Source organism: Rhodococcus globerulus (assembly GCF_019334125.1).
Classification (GTDB): Bacteria; Actinomycetota; Actinomycetes; order Mycobacteriales; family Mycobacteriaceae; genus Rhodococcus_F; species Rhodococcus_F globerula.
In genome coordinates this window covers 3,702,805-3,721,393 of the sequence record NZ_CP079698.1, presented here as the reverse complement: position 1 = coordinate 3,721,393, position 18,589 = coordinate 3,702,805, and the positions used below count along the sequence as shown (strand labels likewise).

Genomic DNA, 18,589 nt, shown 5'->3' with positions numbered 1-18,589 from the left:
GAGGCCGGCGTCACCAGCTCGCTACAGGTCTCGGGCCAGCGCTCGGCCTGCCGCGCGGCCCGAGAAGATGCAACCACCGAGGAAGGTTCCCTCCAAGGCGCTGTACCCGTGGACGCCACCGCCACCGAAGCCGGCAACCTCGCCAGCTGCATAGAGGCCGTCGAAGACGCTGCCATCGGCCTTGATCACTTGCGAGTCCAGATTGGTTTCCAAGCCGCCGAGCGTCTTTCGGGTGAGGAGGTGCAGGCGAACAGCGATCAGTGGGCCGTTCTTGGGGTCCAGGATCTTGTGCGGAGCAACGACGCGCACGATTTTGTCTGCCAGCAGATTACGGGCACCGTGGATGGCGGTGACCTGGAAGTCCTTGCTGTACTTGTTGTCTACCTCGCGGTCGCGGGCGATCATTTCGCGCTCGATGTCCTCGAAATCGAGTAGTGGCGTGTCGGTCAGGGCATTCATGCCGTCGACCAAGTCGCGAAGGTTGTTGCGCACCACGAAGTCCGCGCCCTTCTGCTTGAAGGCTTCGACAGGGCCGGGTGCACCCTTCTTGATGCGTTCGAGGAGGAGCTTGAAATCTCGATTGGTGAAGTCCGGATTCTGCTCCGATCCCGAGAGTGCAAACTCCTTCTCGATGATCTTCTGATCGAGGATGAACCACGTGTACTCGTGGCCGCTGTCGAGGATGTACTTGAAGGTGCCCATCGTGTCGAACCCGGGGAAGTTGGGTACCGGAAGACGCTTGCCGGTAGCGTCGAACCACATCGACGACGGTCCGGGGATGATGCGGATTCCGTGGTTGGGCCAGATGGGATTCCAGTTCTGGATGCCTTCTGTGTAGTGCCACATGCGGTCGCGGTTGACGATGTTTCCGCCCGCTGATTCGGTGATTTCGAGCATCCGTCCGTCGACGTGTGCGGGTACGCCGGTCAGCATGTGCTTCGGCGCCTTGCCGAGTCGTTCCGGCCAGTTCTTCTTCACCAGCTCGTAGTTGCCGCCGATTCCGCCGGAGGTCACCACGACGGCCTGTGCGGCGAACTCGAATTCGCCGACCGGGGTCCGGGAACTCTCAACTCCGCGAAGGTTGTTGGAAGGTTCCAGAACGGTGCCGCGGACGCCGGTGACAGCGCCGTCGGTGACCACCAGTTGATCGACCTGGTGGCGGTGCTTGAACGTGACCAGTCCGCGTTTCTGGGCGGCGATCACTCGGCTCAGGAACACGTCGACGACGCCGGGGCCAGTTCCCCAGGTGAGATGGAATCGCGGTACGGAATTGCCGTGTCCGAGAGCCATTCCGCGGCCGCGCTCGGCCCAGCCGACGTTGGGCATCAACCGAAGCCCCAAGTCGTGCAGGTACTGACGCTTGTCGCCGGCCGCGAATTCGACGTACGCCTTTGCCCATTGACGAGGCCAGTGGTCTTCGCGATCCCGATCGAAGGCCGCGGTACCCATCCAGTCCTGCATGGCGAGGTCGAGTGAGTCCTTGATGCCGAGTCGGCGTTGTTCCGGACTGTTGACGAGGAACAGTCCGCCGAGTGACCAGAACGCCTGAGCGCCGAGGTTGGCTGCATTTTCCTGTTCTACGACAAGGACTTTGCGTCCCGCCCGGGTCAGTTCGTACGTGGCGACAAGGCCGGCAAGCCCGGCCCCGACAACGATGACGTCGGCATGTTCGCTCATGGGGACTCCTCTGATGATGGGTGGGGCGGGATTGGTTCGGTGTAGGACAGCAGGATTCGAGTAAAGATGTCGAGGCGAAGGGCAAACGCGGCGTCGGTGTCGGGATCGACCAGGCACTGCACGCTGGTGCCGTCGTGAACGGCGACCAGGGCGCGCCCCAATGTGGTCGGATCTCCCACGATGCGCCGTCCGACGTCACCGAGTGCGGACTGCACCAGGGGAAGCAAAGTCTGGAGTATCGCGTCTTCGCGGTCGGCCACTGCAGTTCGCAGTGCATCGTTGCGGAGTGCGTGCGCCGTGAACTCGGCATTGATCCGGTACCACTGCGCGTCTACCGGGACTACGGAAACAATCCGTCCGACGACGGCAGTCATGTCGAGGGAGTCGGTACTGATTGCGGCGGTGGCTGACTTCAGGTCAGCGAGCATTGCGGCGGACTTTTGTTCCCACATGGCAAAAAACAGTTGGTCAAGGGAGTCGAAGTTGGAGTAGAAGGCGCCACGTGAGTATCCGCCTCGTTCGCAGATCTGCTCGACGGTTGCGTGTCCGAATCCCTGGTCGCCAAAAACCTCAGCGGCGGCGTCGAGAAGTCGTTGACGCGTTTGACCTCGACGTTTAGTGACACGTTTTGTAGGGGAGGTGTCAACATCCGTCATCGGTACCTCCTTGTGCTGGTTTCCTAAACGATACACGGATGTATCCGATGCGATCGCGTATCGATAAATTTGCCTTTGACCGGTGTTTCTATCCGTATCTAGAAAATTCACAAGATTAACGAATATCTGTATATGTGCGGTGGCTGACGGTAAGAATCATCGCGATTTCAACCCTGTTGCCGGGCGCGCTCGAACGGTCTAATGGAGTCTTTGCCCCTGTTTGTTGTTGTCGATCCGAAGGAACTGCCATGTCCTTGCGCTTCCACTGGTACCTGCCCACCTATGGCGATTCCCGGAATCTGATGGCCGGTGGCCACGGCAGTGGCATGTCCGGAGATCGACCGGCCACACTGAAGTACCTCAATCAGATCGGCGCCGCAGCCGAGGCCAACGGCTTCGAAGCAGTCCTCACTCCCACGGGAGCCTGGTGCGAGGATGCCTGGCTGACGACGGCGATGATGATCGACACCACCGAAACCCTGAAATTCCTTGTCGCTCTGCGGCCCGGCCTGACGAGTCCGACGTTGGCAGCTCAGATGGCAGCAACATTTCAGTGGCAATCAGGTGGACGGTTGCTCCTGAACGTCGTGACCGGCGGCGAGGACTACGAGCAGCGGACGTTCGGCGACTTCCTGGACAAGAATCAGCGTTACGCGCGTTGCGGCGAGTACCTCGACGTCGTCCGTCAACTGTGGGCAGGCAACGGTCCGGTCGATTTCTCCGGCGAGTACGTCAGCGTGGAAAATGCTGAGCTGCATCGCCTTCCGGACCCGGTTCCGCCCGTCTTCTTCGGCGGATCGTCGCCCGCTGCGGGAACCGTCGCTTCGCGCTTTGCCGATACCTACCTCACCTGGGGTGAAACACCATCTGCTGTTGCCGCGAAAATCGCGTGGATCAGGGACTTGGCGGAGATCCAGGGGCGGCGGCTCGATTACGGAATTCGTTTGCATGTCATCAGTCGTGACACGGCCGAAGAAGCCTGGGCCGAGGCTGATCGTCTGCTCGGCGCTCTGGATCCGGCGACGGTGGAGCGTGCGCAGGCGAACCTCGCCCGGTCGAATTCGGAGGGCCAGCGCCTGATGAACGAACTGCATGGCGGTGGATCCGCATACCGGGAAGGCATCGGTGCGCGTTCACTGGAAATTGCGCCCAACCTGTGGACGGGAGTCGGATTGGTGCGCGGTGGTGCGGGTACCGCTCTGGTCGGTTCGCACGAGGAAGTTGCCGACAGAATTGCGGAATACGCGGCAATCGGGTTGGACCACTTCATCTTGTCGGGCTATCCACATCTCGAGGAGACCTACCAGTTCGGTGAGGGAGTTCGTCCCATCCTCGAGCGTCGTGGTCTGGTTCGCGGCGCAGTGGCGACTCGGGTGTAACCGCATGCGGGACATTGGTCCTTGATCTGCCTTCGGTCCATGCGACTCCGGCGGTTCGAACGACCCGGCAGGATGGGTGGTTCTACCCTTTGCTGGTTGCCGTCGAACGTGATCGAGAGGGATGTCAATGCTGATTCAGCGCCGAAGTGCAGTTCGTCGTGTAGTCGGGACCGTCGCTGTAGCAGCGGCAGCGCTCGGTGTCGGGGTGCTGATCAACCCGGCAGTCGCGTCGGCAGCAACGACGGCTCCCGAGGTGTCGTACTCGGTTGACGGTAACGACCTGACGCTGACGGTGCGCAATACCAACACGACGATCACCTCGTGGTGCCAGGTATTTGTCCTGAACGCGGCGGACGCGGCGGCTGTTGCCCAGGAGCCCGGCAAACTACTCGATCCGAATGTTGTTGTTTATCCGGATGTTTCGGATCCGCCCACGCTTTTCGGAGTCGGAGTGGGCTCGACCGTTACCAAGACTGCACCTGATCTTCCCGACGGTACGTACGCCGTTGTCGGCGGATGCGTCGACTTCCGCGACGGAAGTGGACTCACCCCGACAGTCGGAACTCCCGCCGTGGTTATCATCGGCGGTCCCCTCGGCGGCATCAATACCGGTAGTCTCACAGGACTGTTCGGCAGCTGAGCGGAGAAGGTTATGGCCACACGTGGATTCACCAGAATTCTCAGCGGAATTGCACTGGCGTCCGCTGCGGCGATCGGAATGGCATTTCTGACGCCGGCCGCTGCGTCGGCAGAGCGGGTTGTATTGCCACCCCCGCTCTCGGTGAGTGTGTCGGGCAACAACATTACGTTCACTATCAAGAATCCGAATCCGCGACTGAGCCTGATCAACTGCACACCGGCGATTGTCGATATCAGGAATCTGCCCGCCGTCATCAGTGACCCGGCGTCGTTGCTCGATCCCGGTGTCCTTGTCTATCCACAGGTTACGAACATCGGTGATCTGTTCGGAGTCCTTCCGCAGCGAGAGCTGACCAAGACTGTCACCGATATTCCCACCGGGGTTTACGCGGTTGTCGGTGCCTGCGTGTTCATTCCGAGTCTCATTCCGCCGATCACGACGCTTCCGGCAATAAGCTTGCCCGAAGTTGTGGTTGTCGGCGGATTCTTCGAAGGGCTCGGAACGGGAAGTGTTTCAGGCTCGTTGGAAGGTCTCGGGTTCGAGAGTGTGAACGATCTCATCGAGGCCTGGGAGCGGATCTCCGCCGGAAGTAGTGATTCGGGTAGCGGTAACGGCAGTGCCGTCAACACCGGCAGCAACAGCGAGAGCCTCGGCGCCAATCTCGGGAGCTTCGACTTCCACGGCGGCTCGGGCATAGATGTAGTCGTGCCCACCTCGTAGCGAGTTCAGGTTCGCGCGCGATGGCGTCGTACCGCGTCTCGATTTGAACAGGTCGGGGAGCAGTACCGTTGTCTGCCGTTGCGTGAGGTGTCGGCATAGATGTTGGTGCACTCCTCGAGGGAACATCGGCCCAGACGATGCATTCCGCGGCCCACGAGGTGTAGTGCCGTCCCAACTGAAAACAAGGCTTTCAGGACCTCGGCAAGCGACTGCTGTGGATCGCGGTAGTGCAGATGCCAGCCATCGCCCGCGTGATTGGTCATGCGCGGGTAGGCCGACGCTTGCTCCAACATGACGTTCACCAGTTCGGCACGGGCATTCTCATCTGTGACGTCGACGATTTTCGACCATTCGATCAGGAGGTCGAGCGTCTCTCCGAGGTCTTTCTCGGCGATGGGGAAATCGAGAATGATGCCCGCCTCGACGCAACGTTCGACGAGTTCATTCAGGTTCTGGGGATGGCGATTGGCCAGGTCGGCGGCCAAAGTCACCGCATATTCGCCGTAAGGGTTGAGATGCATAATGGCATTACATCATGGTTGTCGTATGAAGAAAACAGAACTTGCCAGCGTCAGGTGCATCCACCGGTGGGAAATCGAATCGCGTCATCGGACCAGCGAAGGGACTGTCACCTACCTGCGCTGCCACTGCGGGTCGTGGCAAACCCTGCTCACCGAATGGATGTCGGGGGGTACTGGCTCAGCCATATCGGCACCGACAAAGGCGCGGTCCAGGTCGTGATCGAATGCGCCGGTTAGTCGGCGCGTTCGGGTTAGTGTGCCGACATGGGCTTCTCGTTGACCTTCATGCGCATCAAGCAGGACGAGCAGGTTGATGCCGACCGCGGCGGCGTCGCCGACTTCCTCGAACGGCGTGGCCTGCAACTCGTTGCGGGCCGGTACGGAGGAGAGATCTTCGATCTCGACGGCAAGCCTCTGAGCTTCGACGATCGTTTCTCTGACCTGTACCTCGACCCACTGGACCAGGGCGATCCTTTGAGCGGCGGCATCTTCCACGCCAGCCTTTCTGCTGCAGAGTGCGCGTTCATCTACGAGCTGTGTGTCGCCGCCGGTTTCATGATCGTCAACCCCTCTGGTGATCCGACGTTTCTTGTGCCGCAGCGCAACCACGCGCCTGAAGACCTTCCGGAACTCGACGACGCGGCTTGGGTGGAGAGCCCCGCCGAACTTTTACAGGCCCTCACCGGGAGCTTCGACGAGTTCCGCGCGTATCGGAACAAAGTGCTCTCGCAGTACCCAGGCCGTCCACACTGAGTTTTTCAGTCAGCTCAAAGGCAACGGTTGGCGGACTCCTCCGACGAGCTCCCGCCGATATTGCGCTTACTAGTTCTCTCTAGGACACGCCCTAGATGACGGCATATTCGGCTAGCTGACTTGTACCGTCGATGGGCATGGACCCCGTACGCAATCCATATGCCCCTGGCGCCGGCCAACGGCCGCCAGAACTGGCCGGTCGAGACAAGCAGATAGACGCGTTCGACGTCGTGCTCGAGCGCATTGCCCGCGGTCGACCCGAACGCAGTGTTGTCCTGACCGGGCTCCGCGGTGTGGGAAAGACTGTGCTGCTGAACCAGCTCAGGTCGGCGGCCATCTCGAAGAGTTGGGGGACGGGCAAGATCGAGGCTCGCCCCGACCAAGACCTACGACGCCCACTGTCGTCGGCCCTGCACATGGCCGTCCGGGAGATTGCGGTCTCGCATCGCGATCCTGAGCGGGTCGAGCAGTTTCTCGGTGTTCTGAAATCGTTTGCGCTCCGGGCGACGGCAGACAAGGGGATGCGTGAGCGGTGGCAACCAGGTATTGACGCCCCGGCGCTCAAGGGGCGGGCCGACAGCGGCGACATCGAAATCGACTTGGTCGAACTGCTGATGGATGCGTCGTCGTTGGCGCGGGACGTCGGTGTCGGTATCGCGATTTTCATCGACGAGATGCAGGACCTCGGTGCAGCGGACGTATCGGCGATCTGTGGGGCCTGCCACGAATTGAGTCAGGACGCAGCACCTTTGATCGTGGTCGGAGCGGGACTTCCGCACCTGCCTGCAGTGTTGTCGGCATCGAAAAGCTATTCGGAGCGGCTGTTCAGCTACCACCGGATCGATCGACTCGAACGTGATGCGGCAGACCAGGCGTTGATCGCACCCGCCGCACGTGAGGATGTCGAGTTCACGGACGCAGCGCTCGACGCTCTGTACGCCGCGGCGGACGGCTACCCCTATTTTGTTCAGGCTTACGGAAAAGCCACGTGGGATGTGGCCGCGTCGAGTCCGATCACGAAAGACGATGTGCGGGTAGGTGCTCCGACGGCCGAGGAGGAATTGGCGGTCGGGTTCTTCGGATCACGGTATGAGAGAGCAACCCCGGCAGAGCGGGAGTACATGCGAGCCATGGCAGATCTGTCCGGTGACGACGGGCCGGTGGCGACGGCAGCGATCGCGGTTGAACTCGGACGCAAGCCCGCATCGTTGTCGCCGGCGCGTGACGGGCTGATCAAGAAGGGACTGATCTACTCCGCGGAGCGAGGCTCGATCGGATTCACGGTGCCGCACTTCGGCCGCTACTTGCGTGGGCAGGCAGAGTGAACGCGCTCGAGACCGCGTGGGATCGGGTTACGGCGATCAGCCCTGCTCCGCAAGCCTGGGTAGTTCCGCTGGCAGCGCTTGTCGCCGTGGTGATCGTCCTCGAACCACACCTGTGGCAGGTTGCCCGCAACGTCGTGACCATCGCGCATGAGGGTGCTCATCTCATTGTTGCTGTCCTGGTCGGCCGCCGGTTGAAAGGTCTTCGGCTGCATTCGGATACGTCGGGGGTTGCCATCTCTTCGGGTAAACCGACAGGATTCGGCGTTATCGTGATGACGTTCGCGGGCTATGTGGGTCCGTCGATTCTCGGACTGGGAGCGGCCGCGTTGTTGGGTGCGCAACGGGCGGTGTTGGTGTTGTGGATCGGACTGTTTGTTGTTGCGGTGATGATGGTGTTGATCCGCAATCTGTACGGAGTGTTCTCGCTTGCCGTTGTGGGGGCGGCGCTGTTTGCTCTCGTGTGGTGGGGATCGGCAGAACTGCAAGTGGCTGCCGCATACTTCTTGACGCTCTTCCTGCTGTTTGCCGGACCCCGCCCGGTCGTCGAACTGCAGCGTCAGCGGAGCCGCCGCGGCGGTGCGCCGGATTCCGACGCGGATCAACTGGCCAGACTCTCGCCGATACCCGCGATCGTGTGGGTCACGTTGTTCTTCGTGGTGAACGTGGGAGTGCTGGCTGTCGGCGGTTGGTGGATCCTGCGTCCAGTGATTGCTTGAGTATCGATTGATCAATCTACAGGTATCTAGCTAATGGGCTAGATACCTGTAGATATTGATCACGCGATGTCTTCCTCGTCGCCTGCAGCCACCCTCTGCAAACCTCGGTAAGCGTCGTTGGCGCTTTGACGGCCGGCGATGACCGCCTCGACCTCCGCCGCGATCGGCATGTCCACGCCGTACTCGCGGGCCAGAGCCATGACCGTCGGAGCGGTTTTCACGCCCTCGGCAACTTGACCCAGTTTCTCGACGGCTTCCTCGACTGTCAGGCCCTGCGCCAGTGCTTCGCCCACCCGGCGGTTGCGGGAGGTGGGAGCCATGCAGGTGGCAATCAAATCGCCGACGCCGGTCAAGCCGGCAAAGGTTCGTGGATTGGCGCCCATCGCTTCGCCCATCCGGGTCATCTCCGCGAGCCCACGAGCCAACACCATGGCGCGGGTGTTGTCGCCGACGCCCAGACCGTCGGCCATTCCGGACGCGATCGCGACGATGTTCTTGAGGACGCCGCCGAGTTCACATCCCAGGACGTCGGTGTTGCGGTAGACGCGGAACACCGACGACGCAAAGAGTGGCTGCAGTGCTGCGGCAACGCGGTCGTCCTGCGTCGCGACAACGGAGGCGGCGGCCATGCCGTCGACAATCTCCTTGGCGATATTGGGTCCGGCGAGAAGCCCGACAGGGTGTCCGGGCAGGCACTCGGCGATCACCTCGGTGGGGCGCTGACGCGTACCGGGTTCGAGACCCTTGGCGAGCGACAGGATCGGTACCCACGCGCGAACCTCGTTGGAGATCTCGGCAAGTGTGGAACGAACGGCATGCGACGGAACGCCGCAGACCAGAACGTCGGCCTCGCGCGCTGCCTGAACCAGGTCGGATGTCGCTTTCAACCCTTTCGGAAGCCTGCGTTCACCGAGGTACCTGCCGTTGGTGCGCTGGGAGTTGATCTCGTCAGCGGTGTCCGCACTGCGTGCCCACAACAAGGTGGGGGTGTTGCGGGCGGCCAGCCCGGCAACCGTGGTTCCCCAGGATCCTGCGCCGAGTACAACGACGCGTACCGGGCGGGCCATCAGAGTGCGCTCTCGGGCGTAGCGAGTGATGTCATGGTTCCAAGCGTTCCACTTGCGGAGCGGTTGCGGAGCAAATCAGCAGAGTCTGTGGCTCGGCTTACTTACGTCGTGCTCGGCGGCGCGGATGTGCGCATGGTTTCGACGGCGTCGGCGGACTCCGCGACTATCGACCGCATCGCGGCTTCGGCGGCGTCGGCGTCACCGGACTGGATTGCCGACGCGACCACTCCGTGCAGGTGAATGGCTTCCGGATCAGCTTCGTGGGGCATCAGGGCGTGGCGGGTTCGGCCCTCGAGGATCTCCACGACGATCTGTGACATCGCACGCAGCATCGGGTTTCCGGACGCTGCGAGCAGTGTGCGATGAAAGTCCGAATCATGCCCCAGATAGGCGTCGGTGTCTGCAGCCCGTGAGGTAGCTGACATTCCGATCACAGCCGCAGTGAGCGCGCCGCACTGCTGCGGGGTGGCCCGGGTCGCGGCCAAGCGAGCGGCCAGAGGTTCGATTCCCGAGCGTAGTTCGCTGAGGATCGACAGTTGCTCGAACCGGCCGGGGCCGGCCAATTGCCAGCGGATGACAGTGGGATCGAGCGCGTTCCAATGCTCCGATCCGAGGATCGTGATTCCGACGCGTCGACGCACCGATGCGAGGCCGAGTGATTCGAGTACTCGCACGACTTCCCGGATGACTGTGCGGGACACGTCGTAGCGGGTTGCGACTTCATCCGCGGAGATCGTGGTGCCCGGCGCGAGGGCACCACTGACGATGTCCTGACCCAGTTGTTCCAGCATCGAGTCATGCAGTTGCTGAAACGGGAGTGAGGCCATGCGTAGATCGTCCCATGTGTATGGATTAAGCCCGATGAAAGTCCGATAAATACTACAAATTAGTGTCTGGTCTTGAAATTGTAGGTTAATTGAGGAACAGTGACCTCCATCACTCGTTGGACTGGAGTCCCTATGAACACCACAGCACTGCTGGCAGCCGAGGTCGTCCCGGCTGGAAGCGATGCTCGACTGATCATCGCCGCCGTTGCGGGCGTCGCCGTGATCATCGCGCTCATCACCTGGCTCGATCTGCACCCCTTCCTTGCTCTGTCGATCGGAGCGGTAGGCGTCGGATTGGCTGCAGGGCTCGGATCGGCTGAGTCCGTTGCGGCCTTCGCGACAGGGTTCGGCTCGACGATGGGCGGCGTCGGCATTCTCATCGGCTTCGGTGCCATGTTCGGCAAACTGCTGGCCGACTCCGGCGGTGCTGATCGAATAGTGGACACCCTCGTCAGTCGATCAAGTGACCGGGCGCTGCCGTGGACGATGGCTCTGGTTGGCGCCGTCATCGGTCTGCCGATGTTCTTCGAGATCGGCCTCGTCCTGTTGATGCCCGTCATCATTCTGGTGGCCAGGCGGTCCGGGCAGTCCTTGATTCGTATCGCGATTCCCACCCTCGCGGGTCTGTCTGCGATGCACGGTTTGGTTCCGCCGCACCCCGGACCGCTGGTCGCCGTTTCCGCGTTGAACGCCAACCTCGGTCTGACATTGGCACTTGGTGTACTCGTTGCCATCCCGACGGTGATCCTGGCCGGCCCGGTCTTCGGCAAGATCGCTGCCCGCTGGGTAGATGTCAAAGTTCCCGATCTCTTTGTCACAGGCGAGGATCGGGGCGAAGAGGAGAAGGTGCAGCGCCCCAGTTTTGCGGCCACTCTTGCCTCGATCATGCTTCCCGTGGTGCTCATGCTCGGCAAAGCTCTGGCCGAGGTCATCGCCCCTGATTCCGAATCGCTCCCCAAATCGGTACTGGACTTCCTCGGAACCCCGGTTGTTGCTTTGGGACTCGCAGTTCTGGTCGGCATGGTGCTGCTCGGACGCGGCGGCGGAATGGATCGCAAGGCCATTTCGAAGTCACTCGAGAGTTCACTGCCGCCGATTGCCGGCATCCTGCTGATCGTCGGCGCCGGTGGTGGTTTCAAGCAGGTGCTTATCGACACCGGTATCGCTGACGTGATTGCCGACGCGATCAAGGGCAGCAGCTTGCCGGTGCTCTTCCTCGCGTGGCTGGTCGCTGTATTGATCCGCGTCGCAACAGGTTCGGCAACCGTGGCGACAGTCACGGCCTCCGGGATCCTGGCTCCTGTTGCCGCCGAGCTCTCTTCGACTCACGTTTCGTTGATGGTGCTGGCAATCGGCGCGGGTTCGCTCTTCCTTTCACACGTCAACGACGCAGGATTCTGGTTGGTCAAGGAATACCTCGGCGTCACCGTTGTGCAGAACCTCAAGACGTGGACGGTGATGGAGTGCATTATCTCGGTGTCCGGACTTGCCGGTGTCCTTGTCCTGAGCGCAATTATCTAGGGGATTGGCATGACTGAGAAAGCAGCACAGAAGAATCCCGTGCTTGTCGTGATGGGTGTATCGGGCTCCGGCAAATCGACTGTCGGCGGAATGATTGCCGGCGCGATGGGCTGGGATCTCCAAGAGGGCGACGATCTGCACCCGCAGGCCAACATCGAGAAGATGGCTACCGGGCATCCGTTGAACGACGACGACCGCTGGCCGTGGTTGGACAAGATCGCGCAGTGGATCACGCAACATACCGATGCAGGGCAGCCGGGCATCGTCACGTGCTCGGCACTCAAGCGCAGTTACCGCGACATACTGCGGGGTGAGAACGTCGTGTTCGTTCATCTTGCCGGTTCGCGCGATCAGATCGGCCAGCGGCTGACCGCGCGCCTCGACCACTACATGCCGCCGTCACTGCTGGACTCGCAGATCTCCACGCTCGAGCCGATCGACCCGGATGAACAGGCGATCATCATCGACGTCGGTGGTAGTCCAGTCGAGATAGTGGAGGAAATTCTGCGACGGCTCGAAGAGCTCGGATACTGAGTTCGGGCGCCAGCCTGTCCTGTCGAAATTGCGTCGGTTATCGTTCAGTCAAGGTATGTGTAACTCGGATACACAAAATGCCTTGACCTGGGAGGACGCTATGCGGACGCGAGATTCGACGGTATGGCACTGGAACGTGAGCCCGCGCGCACGGTTCATCTTTGCTGTGACCAGGACATTTGTGAAGCCCGCATTCACCTACTGGCCGACCAGTGACCGCGGGATCCGGCAACTCGAAAAGCTCGACGCGCTTGCCGACCGCCTACCCAAGCCCAAGAATCTAGACATCGAACCGCTGACGATGGGCGGGGTTTCCTGCGAGAAAGTGACGCACCCGCGCCGCGCTACCGGCGCGCTCGAGGGAGCCACCATTCTCTACTTCCACGGCGGTGGATTCATCTTCTGCGGACTTGCCACCCACCGAGCACTGTGTGGCCTCCTGTCCGCCAAAGCCGGCGTCCCGGTGATCTCCGTTCGGTACCGACAATTGCCCGAAGGGTCGATCGGCACGTCCGTGGTTGACGCCATGGCCGCGTACACGGCACTTCTCGAGACCGCGGAAGACCCGAACAAGATTGTGGTTGCCGGTGATTCGGCAGGCGGCTACCTGGCAATGAAGGTCGCCGAGATAGCAGCGCTGCGCGGAATCACACGCCCGGCCGCCGTTGTCGGGTACTCGCCGCTCCTCAACGTAGACCTCGAAGAGCACGATCCTGATTTCATGAAACGCGATGCGTACCTGCCGATGTCGCAGGTCGAGAAACTCAAGGATCGATGGTTGAACGGACCGGACAACATTGTCGGCGAGCAGTCACCGATCAACGCCGATCCGAAGTTGCTTGCGCCCTCGTTTCTGGTGTGCGCTGAGTACGAACTGATGCGCCCGGACGTGGAAATAATGACCGAAAACTTCATCAAGGCAGAGCAAACCGTCGAAACCCACATCTGGAGTGGGCAGATCCATGCCTTCCCGGTGATCGGCAAGGCGCTGCGTGAAGGGCGCACGATCGTTGATCTGAGTATCGCGTTCCTGGAACGTACCTTGGCGTCGAAGCGTCAGATCAGCGCCTGACATTTCTCTATTTGTCGGCTTCTGTCCGGGTCAGGAATGCCAGAACGGCCGAGACCCGGGCGTCGATCCTGTTTCGCTGAATCGCTTCCCAAACCTGGCTTAGGCATTTGCGTCAGGATTTAGTGGACGGCCGGGGCCAAATTCGGATAGCAGTTCACGGCTGGGAGTTCGTTGTCATAAGCGACCACTGGACGGGAGAGTCGGTTCTCATCGCCAGGTGGGCGACTTATCGTGGCAGCACGCAAGTGTTCCGGTTGTCGGGTATCGGCGACGGGTTTCGAGAGGGGTGTCACATCGTGAGTGCCGCACATGGCGTGGGCGCGAAGTAGCGGAGTCCGGATGCAACGGATTTGAACGGGACGCAGCGGAGGCCCAGGAAATGGCGATTTCCGCACCGAGATAACAGAATTCGTAGACGATCAGGAGATCATTCATGACAGTCCATCCAGAAGTTGCGGCAATGCTGGCCGCGCTGGAATCCGGATTCCCGGACGTGACGAAATTCCCGCCAGTCGAACTGCGTGAGCTGATTCGTAGTCGGCGTGCTCCGCTGCAGGGGCTACCGGACATGCGCGAGGTTCACGATCTCACGATCGACGGTCCGGGAGGAGATCTGTCGTTGAGGGTGTTCCGGCCGCACACAGATCATGATGATCTGCCGGTCGTGGTGTTCGCACACGGCGGAGGTTTCGTATTTTGCGATCTCGACAGTCACGACGAATTCTGTCGCTCGATGGCGGAAGGTGTTGGCGCTGTGGTGGTTGCAGTTGACTACAGGCTTGCTCCTGAGCATCAGGCTCCGGCAGCGCATGATGATGTGTACGCAGCCTTGGAATGGGCGGCAAAAAATGCGGGTGACTACGGCGCAGATCCGTCGAACATCGTCCTCGCTGGGGACAGCGCCGGTGGAAATCTTGCAGCCACTGTATCCATTGCGGCGCGAGATCGAGGGGGCCCGGCAATTGCGGCGCAGGTTCTCCTGTACCCGGTGATAGACGACGATTTCGAGACGGAATCGTATCGGCTGTACGGCACCGGCTACTACAACACCACTTCGGCGATGAAGTGGTACTGGCAGCAATATGCACCCAACGGAACCGACGATCCTCGTGTGATTCCGACGCGGGCAGAAAGTCTTACCGGCCTACCGCCGGCTGTCATCATCACCGCCGAACTCGATCCGCCGTGCACGTCGGGTGACACATATGCGCAGATGTTGGAGGCGGCCGATGTGCCCGTCGTCCATCACCGGTTCGATGGACTGTTTCACGGTTTTCTGACGTTCACTTCGCTCTCGTTCACGGAACCCGCTCGACGTGACATCTGGGCAATGGTTCGCGGAGTGCTCGAAAAGAGATAGGCGATCGCGCATGGGTGCAGGCCCGGCCCTCGAGGGGGCCGGGCCTGTGGTTAATCGCTCGCGAGAACGACGTCGTCGATCGAACAGAAGCTGTGGCAGATCCGATCGCGGACGATGACCTCGGTGCACTCCGGATCGAACCAACGGTCCACGACAGCCCAATGGATCGGATGATCGAGATACTGCCCGAGTAATGAAGCCTGGTCAGTGAATTCCTGCTCCCACACATGCGTCCATGGAGTCGGGCCAACGGCAGAACTGACACGGCTGAGTCGCCATGCACCGATGGACGAGATCAGCGCCGGCATCCGTAATAAATCGCGTTCGAAATGCTCGACCTTGCTTGCCTCGGTGCCGGGCACAACTCGCAGGAGCAATGTTCGGTAGACACTGTTACGGGTGTCGATCGCCGACCGTCCGGTCGATCCGGATGTGTACTCGACGCCGTGGAACCGCTCGATGGCCGGATGCTCGAAGCTGCCGTCGAGTGCGTCGCTCGCCAATTGCCACGACGTTTCGTCGGTGAACTGTAAGTGGACGATCAAATCTCCACCGTTGATCACTCCCGGCAGCGTTCTCGACACAACCAGGCGGGTGGCACCCGCTGCTTCAGCCGCCACTGTCACAGAGGCCACGGCGTCGTCCCAGGTCTCGCGCGATGCATTTTCGGCGGCGTGGACGATTCGTGTGACGCTATACATCGGAGAGTCCCTCGATATCGGCTGCGTCAGCAGCCATGGTGCGACTGCGCTCGATTGTCAACGCAGAGTGCCGTTCCCACCACTGACTGGACTCCTGATCGGCTCGACCTTGGCGTGTCATTTTCCACCAACCGGACGTGCCGTCCACTGTCCAGGTAATCGTCACGATGTTGGTTTCGTCCTCGATCCAGAGCGGGGGACTGACGAGAATATTTGTCAGTGTCATGCCGCGGCGCTGTGCGCGGGGTACGTAGTGAGTTGTGTATGCATCGACGAACCGTTTCCCGCACCCCCGTTCTGTGAGGATTCGGTCTATCACGAATATCTTCTCGCCTGCCATATTTCTAGACTACTTCTGATCAAAACCCCTGCAGTAGTGCTTGTCTCGCGTACCGGGAGACAATGTTTCCGGTTGCCGGTGTACAGCTGGCCCTCGATGCTTCTGTAGTAGATGTCTTGTGTGAGTCGATCTCTCGTATCACTCAATCGGTGGCAAGCAAAGGGCAGCGGCGTTTCCCGCCACGTGGGAGAGCGGCAACCACTTCGGTGTCCAATGCATCATTCTGGTGAGCGGAACCTGTCGAGGGGCCAAGCGAGCCTGAAGATATGAGATTCGCGTTAACCACCTGCGCCCCTCGAAACCTACGACTGAGAGCACCAAATGACAAAGTCATTGACGGGCAAGACGGCGTTGGTCACCGGAAGTAGTCGCGGTATCGGACGTGCTATTGCTCGCCGACTTGCGGCCGAAGGTGCGACGGTGGTGGTCACCGCACGATCGTCCGGCCCGACATCGGCGATTCGAGGCGGGGATAGCGTCGTAGTCGAAGGCTCGCTTGCCGAGACCATCGCGATGATCGAGGTGAATGGTGGTAGAGCGCTGGCTATTCCGGCAGATCTGGAAGATGCCGACGCGCGTGACACCCTGATCGACCGCGTTGTCGAGGCCACCGGTGGAATCGATATCCTGGTCAACAATGCGGGGTTTGCAGACTACTCGACCATCGACAAGATGTCGCTCGAGACGTTCGACCGAACCATGGAGCATTATATTCGTGCACCTTTCGTGCTGGCACACAATGCAATTCCGCACATGCGTTCCCGCGGCGCGGGGTGGATCGTGAACATCGGGTCGTCAACAGGGCTGAGTCCGATCAGGCCGTTCCGTGAGTACAACAAGACATCGGGTGACGTCATCTATGCGGCAGCCAAAGCTGCCCTGCATCGCTTGACTCAGGGCCTCGCAGCGGAACTACTCGACGACAACATCGCAGTCAACGCGGTTGGGCCGTCGACAGCTATTTCGACGCCTGGCGCCGAGGCACTACTTCCTGCAGGCTACGAGACGGAACCAGTCGAATACCTCGTGGAGACAGTCTTCGCGATGTGCACTGTTCCTGCCGATGAACGGACCGGGCTCGTGGCGTTCAGCTTGCACTTTCCCTGGCATCAAGGTCTCGAGGTGAAGACGCTGGACGGTCAGGGCTCGATGCCGCGCCGGGAACCGCCTGCATGGGCGAATCCCAACATCGCCCCGGCCGGTTTGTGAGCTCGGGCGGCGCACAGCAGCAGAGCATCCGCTGCTCAGATGGACGCGGACGGAGTGCCCGCGTACGCCACGCGTTGTCGAAATGGCGGGACACGGCTCCGACCGCTCTCAGGCCTGCGGGTAGTCCACGTCCCGGCCGGTGCTCAGGTCTGAGCATTCCACGTGATCGGCGTGGTGCGTGCGCAGATACGCGTTGGCGCCGCTGTCGCCCGCCAGGGAAGCGATCAGAGCCGGCCAGTGATCGCGGCCGATGACAACGGGATGTCCTGGGGCGCCGTGAAATACAGCGCGTCGGAGGTCATCTGACTGAACCGTCGGGCCGATCACCCGGGTGATGGTCGTGGTGTCGAGGTCCGGTAGGTCGACGAGCGTGATGACAGCGGCAACAGCATCCAGGTTCTGTGCCGCCTCCAGGCCTGAGCGTAGTGATTCGCTCATGCCTTTCTGCCAGTCTGATTCCACCACAAGGGTATCCGTGGACTCAGGCAGCAGGAGTGCTGCGGCGTCGGCTGCTCGAGCTCCGAGCACCACGATGACCGGCGCGCAGCCCGCGTCGCGGAGAGTCGACACACCGCGGCGTAGCCATGATCGGTCGTCGGCGTCGAACTTCAACGCCTTGGGTGTGCCCATGCGGGATCCTCCGCCTGCGGCCAAGAGGATCCCGCACGGTGTCATCGAACCTAAGCTCCGCTAACGCGAGGGCGCAGCCACTCGACAAGATCGTTCAGAACTTCTTCCTGCTCAGGCTCGTTGAAGATTTCGTGGTATAGGCCGTCGTAGACCTTCAGGGTCACATCAGGGGAGCCGGCGAGGTCTGCGACCAGCTTGCTTCCGGCCGGGTCGGTGAGTCTGTCGGCTGAACCATGCTGCAGTAGAACAGGAATGGTGAGCGACGGCAGGCGAGCTGGGAATCCCTCTGCCGCCGTGATCATTCCACGCGCAATGCCGGCCGGGACCTTGCCGTGATGGACCAATGGATCTGCGTTGTACTTGTCGACTACCTTCTGATCGCGAGACACCGCCGCAGCTTCCAGGCTCTCGACCGGAACGTCCGGGAGGTACTTGCCGAGGAACTTGCCCACCTGCATGACGATTTTGGGAGTACCGGTGGCGATGATCACGGCAGGTCCTGAGAGCGCCAATGCCTTGAGATCCGATTGATGATCCAGGGCGTACGAGAGTGCAATCGCGCCGCCCATGCTGTGGCCGAGAAGGAACTTGTCCTTGCCGGGATAGGCGGCGGTGGCGATACCGAAGAGGGTGTTGACGTCGTCGGTGAAGTCGGAGAACTCCTTGAGGTGGACGCGTTTGCCGCCGGAACGTCCGTGCCCACGATGATCAGGTGCGTACACGACCAGACCGAGTTCACCCAGTCTCGCGGCCACGTGGTCGTAGCGCCGAGCATGCTCCCCGAGTCCGTGGCACAGGACAAGGATGCCGGTGGGCTCACGGTCCGGCGTCCACACGTCGTAAACGATCTTGGTGCCGGACACTCCGGTGAACGACGACTCTTCACGCTGCATTGTTGTGCCCTCTCTCCCCACCGGTTCCGGTGTGCGGATTCTTCACAT

General features: G+C 61.1%; 20 protein-coding genes. 11 read left to right on the top strand and 9 right to left on the bottom strand.

Translation table 11 applies throughout. From position 1 onward, the window contains the following. Positions 1-21 precede the first annotated feature (21 nt). Positions 22-1,677, bottom strand: coding sequence for an FAD-binding dehydrogenase (locus KYT97_RS16855; RefSeq protein WP_033233497.1), 1,656 nt, complete (start codon positions 1,675-1,677; stop codon positions 22-24). Then, positions 1,674-2,333, bottom strand: a complete 660-nt coding sequence (locus KYT97_RS16850; protein ID WP_033233495.1) for a TetR/AcrR family transcriptional regulator — start codon at positions 2,331-2,333, stop codon at positions 1,674-1,676. Before KYT97_RS16850 ends, KYT97_RS16855 begins: the two co-directional genes overlap by 4 nt. 248 nt (positions 2,334-2,581) lie before the next feature. Between KYT97_RS16850 and KYT97_RS16845 the strand changes: the two genes are divergently transcribed. From KYT97_RS16845 to KYT97_RS16835, 3 genes are all read left to right on the top strand, one after another. Next, positions 2,582-3,712, top strand: a complete 1,131-nt coding sequence (locus KYT97_RS16845; protein WP_033233493.1) for an LLM class flavin-dependent oxidoreductase — start codon at positions 2,582-2,584, stop codon at positions 3,710-3,712. A 127-nt stretch (positions 3,713-3,839) separates the two neighbouring features. Then, positions 3,840-4,352: a hypothetical protein gene (locus KYT97_RS16840; RefSeq protein ID WP_051730409.1), complete on the top strand. Its 513-nt coding sequence runs from the start codon at positions 3,840-3,842 to the stop codon at positions 4,350-4,352. 12 nt (positions 4,353-4,364) lie between these two features. Further along, positions 4,365-5,072 carry a hypothetical protein gene (locus KYT97_RS16835; protein WP_051730408.1) on the top strand — a complete coding sequence of 236 codons (708 nt, stop codon included), beginning with the start codon at positions 4,365-4,367 and terminating at the stop codon, positions 5,070-5,072. A 5-nt stretch (positions 5,073-5,077) separates the two neighbouring features. Here KYT97_RS16835 and KYT97_RS16830 read toward each other — a convergent pair whose 3' ends face one another. Further along, positions 5,078-5,593: a CGNR zinc finger domain-containing protein gene (locus tag KYT97_RS16830; RefSeq protein WP_033233491.1), complete on the bottom strand. Its 516-nt coding sequence runs from the start codon at positions 5,591-5,593 to the stop codon at positions 5,078-5,080. A 264-nt stretch (positions 5,594-5,857) separates the two neighbouring features. Here KYT97_RS16830 and KYT97_RS16825 point away from each other — a divergent pair, with 264 nt between their 5' ends. The 3 genes from KYT97_RS16825 to KYT97_RS16815 all read left to right on the top strand — a co-directional run bounded on the left by KYT97_RS16825 (position 5,858) and on the right by KYT97_RS16815 (position 8,387). Beyond that, the gene (locus KYT97_RS16825; protein ID WP_033233489.1) at positions 5,858-6,346 is read left to right on the top strand and encodes a hypothetical protein; all 489 of its coding nucleotides are present in this window, start codon (positions 5,858-5,860) and stop codon (positions 6,344-6,346) included. A gap of 137 nt (positions 6,347-6,483) precedes the next feature. Then, positions 6,484-7,671: an ATP-binding protein gene (locus tag KYT97_RS16820; RefSeq protein WP_141486773.1), complete on the top strand. Its 1,188-nt coding sequence runs from the start codon at positions 6,484-6,486 to the stop codon at positions 7,669-7,671. Then, on the top strand, positions 7,668-8,387 hold the full coding sequence (locus KYT97_RS16815) for a M50 family metallopeptidase (RefSeq protein WP_045065287.1): 720 nt from the start codon (positions 7,668-7,670) through the stop codon (positions 8,385-8,387). Before KYT97_RS16820 ends, KYT97_RS16815 begins: the two co-directional genes overlap by 4 nt. A 59-nt stretch (positions 8,388-8,446) precedes the next feature. Here KYT97_RS16815 and KYT97_RS16810 read toward each other — a convergent pair whose 3' ends face one another. After that, positions 8,447-9,454, bottom strand: a complete 1,008-nt coding sequence (locus tag KYT97_RS16810) for an NAD(P)H-dependent glycerol-3-phosphate dehydrogenase (protein WP_219110289.1) — start codon at positions 9,452-9,454, stop codon at positions 8,447-8,449. Between the two features lie 101 nt (positions 9,455-9,555). Beyond that, positions 9,556-10,281 (bottom strand): FadR/GntR family transcriptional regulator, encoded by a 726-nt coding sequence (locus tag KYT97_RS16805; protein WP_033233481.1) that lies wholly within the window; start codon positions 10,279-10,281, stop codon positions 9,556-9,558. Positions 10,282-10,413: 132 nt separating this feature from the next. Between KYT97_RS16805 and KYT97_RS16800 the strand changes: the two genes are divergently transcribed. The 4 genes from KYT97_RS16800 to KYT97_RS16785 all read left to right on the top strand — a co-directional run bounded on the left by KYT97_RS16800 (position 10,414) and on the right by KYT97_RS16785 (position 14,768). Further along, complete coding sequence (locus KYT97_RS16800; protein ID WP_033233479.1) at positions 10,414-11,802, top strand: GntP family permease; 1,389 nt, start codon at positions 10,414-10,416, stop codon at positions 11,800-11,802. 9 nt (positions 11,803-11,811) lie between these two features. Continuing rightward, on the top strand, positions 11,812-12,336 hold the full coding sequence (locus tag KYT97_RS16795) for a gluconokinase (RefSeq protein WP_033233474.1): 525 nt from the start codon (positions 11,812-11,814) through the stop codon (positions 12,334-12,336). Positions 12,337-12,436: 100 nt separating this feature from the next. Further along, complete coding sequence (locus tag KYT97_RS16790) at positions 12,437-13,408, top strand: alpha/beta hydrolase (protein WP_045065280.1); 972 nt, start codon at positions 12,437-12,439, stop codon at positions 13,406-13,408. Positions 13,409-13,841: 433 nt separating this feature from the next. Beyond that, positions 13,842-14,768 (top strand): alpha/beta hydrolase, encoded by a 927-nt coding sequence (locus tag KYT97_RS16785; protein ID WP_219110288.1) that lies wholly within the window; start codon positions 13,842-13,844, stop codon positions 14,766-14,768. A gap of 50 nt (positions 14,769-14,818) precedes the next feature. On the opposite strand, the gene KYT97_RS16780 is transcribed toward KYT97_RS16785, so the two are convergent. Both KYT97_RS16780 and KYT97_RS16775 read right to left on the bottom strand, forming a co-directional pair. Next, positions 14,819-15,469 carry a Dabb family protein gene (locus tag KYT97_RS16780; RefSeq protein ID WP_095887275.1) on the bottom strand — a complete coding sequence of 217 codons (651 nt, stop codon included), beginning with the start codon at positions 15,467-15,469 and terminating at the stop codon, positions 14,819-14,821. Then, positions 15,462-15,695: a hypothetical protein gene (locus tag KYT97_RS16775; protein ID WP_230590087.1), complete on the bottom strand. Its 234-nt coding sequence runs from the start codon at positions 15,693-15,695 to the stop codon at positions 15,462-15,464. Before KYT97_RS16775 ends, KYT97_RS16780 begins: the two co-directional genes overlap by 8 nt. Positions 15,696-16,130: 435 nt before the next feature. Between KYT97_RS16775 and KYT97_RS16770 the strand changes: the two genes are divergently transcribed. After that, positions 16,131-17,018, top strand: a complete 888-nt coding sequence (locus KYT97_RS16770; RefSeq protein WP_095887273.1) for an SDR family NAD(P)-dependent oxidoreductase — start codon at positions 16,131-16,133, stop codon at positions 17,016-17,018. Between the two features lie 108 nt (positions 17,019-17,126). Here KYT97_RS16770 and KYT97_RS16765 read toward each other — a convergent pair whose 3' ends face one another. Beyond that, positions 17,127-17,693 (bottom strand): nucleotidyltransferase family protein, encoded by a 567-nt coding sequence (locus KYT97_RS16765; protein WP_116102641.1) that lies wholly within the window; start codon positions 17,691-17,693, stop codon positions 17,127-17,129. A gap of 5 nt (positions 17,694-17,698) precedes the next feature. Then, on the bottom strand, positions 17,699-18,541 hold the full coding sequence (locus KYT97_RS16760; RefSeq protein ID WP_092804281.1) for an alpha/beta hydrolase: 843 nt from the start codon (positions 18,539-18,541) through the stop codon (positions 17,699-17,701). Positions 18,542-18,589: the final 48 nt, after the last annotated feature.

Coding starts and splice junctions, on each gene's coding strand:
- KYT97_RS16810 (WP_219110289.1), bottom strand. CDS start 9,454: ATGGCCCGCCCGGTACGCGTCGTTGTACTCGGCGCAGGATCCTGGGGA.
- KYT97_RS16780 (WP_095887275.1), bottom strand. CDS start 15,469: ATGTATAGCGTCACACGAATCGTCCACGCCGCCGAAAATGCATCGCGC.
- KYT97_RS16760 (WP_092804281.1), bottom strand. CDS start 18,541: ATGCAGCGTGAAGAGTCGTCGTTCACCGGAGTGTCCGGCACCAAGATC.
- KYT97_RS16770 (WP_095887273.1), top strand. CDS start 16,131: ATGACAAAGTCATTGACGGGCAAGACGGCGTTGGTCACCGGAAGTAGT.
- KYT97_RS16800 (WP_033233479.1), top strand. CDS start 10,414: ATGAACACCACAGCACTGCTGGCAGCCGAGGTCGTCCCGGCTGGAAGC.
- KYT97_RS16830 (WP_033233491.1), bottom strand. CDS start 5,593: ATGCATCTCAACCCTTACGGCGAATATGCGGTGACTTTGGCCGCCGAC.
- KYT97_RS16855 (WP_033233497.1), bottom strand. CDS start 1,677: ATGAGCGAACATGCCGACGTCATCGTTGTCGGGGCCGGGCTTGCCGGC.
- KYT97_RS16785 (WP_219110288.1), top strand. CDS start 13,842: ATGACAGTCCATCCAGAAGTTGCGGCAATGCTGGCCGCGCTGGAATCC.
- KYT97_RS16850 (WP_033233495.1), bottom strand. CDS start 2,333: ATGACGGATGTTGACACCTCCCCTACAAAACGTGTCACTAAACGTCGA.
- KYT97_RS16805 (WP_033233481.1), bottom strand. CDS start 10,281: ATGGCCTCACTCCCGTTTCAGCAACTGCATGACTCGATGCTGGAACAA.
- KYT97_RS16825 (WP_033233489.1), top strand. CDS start 5,858: ATGGGCTTCTCGTTGACCTTCATGCGCATCAAGCAGGACGAGCAGGTT.
- KYT97_RS16840 (WP_051730409.1), top strand. CDS start 3,840: ATGCTGATTCAGCGCCGAAGTGCAGTTCGTCGTGTAGTCGGGACCGTC.
- KYT97_RS16765 (WP_116102641.1), bottom strand. CDS start 17,693: ATGACACCGTGCGGGATCCTCTTGGCCGCAGGCGGAGGATCCCGCATG.
- KYT97_RS16835 (WP_051730408.1), top strand. CDS start 4,365: ATGGCCACACGTGGATTCACCAGAATTCTCAGCGGAATTGCACTGGCG.
- KYT97_RS16845 (WP_033233493.1), top strand. CDS start 2,582: ATGTCCTTGCGCTTCCACTGGTACCTGCCCACCTATGGCGATTCCCGG.
- KYT97_RS16790 (WP_045065280.1), top strand. CDS start 12,437: ATGCGGACGCGAGATTCGACGGTATGGCACTGGAACGTGAGCCCGCGC.
- KYT97_RS16820 (WP_141486773.1), top strand. CDS start 6,484: ATGGACCCCGTACGCAATCCATATGCCCCTGGCGCCGGCCAACGGCCG.
- KYT97_RS16775 (WP_230590087.1), bottom strand. CDS start 15,695: ATGACACTGACAAATATTCTCGTCAGTCCCCCGCTCTGGATCGAGGAC.
- KYT97_RS16795 (WP_033233474.1), top strand. CDS start 11,812: ATGACTGAGAAAGCAGCACAGAAGAATCCCGTGCTTGTCGTGATGGGT.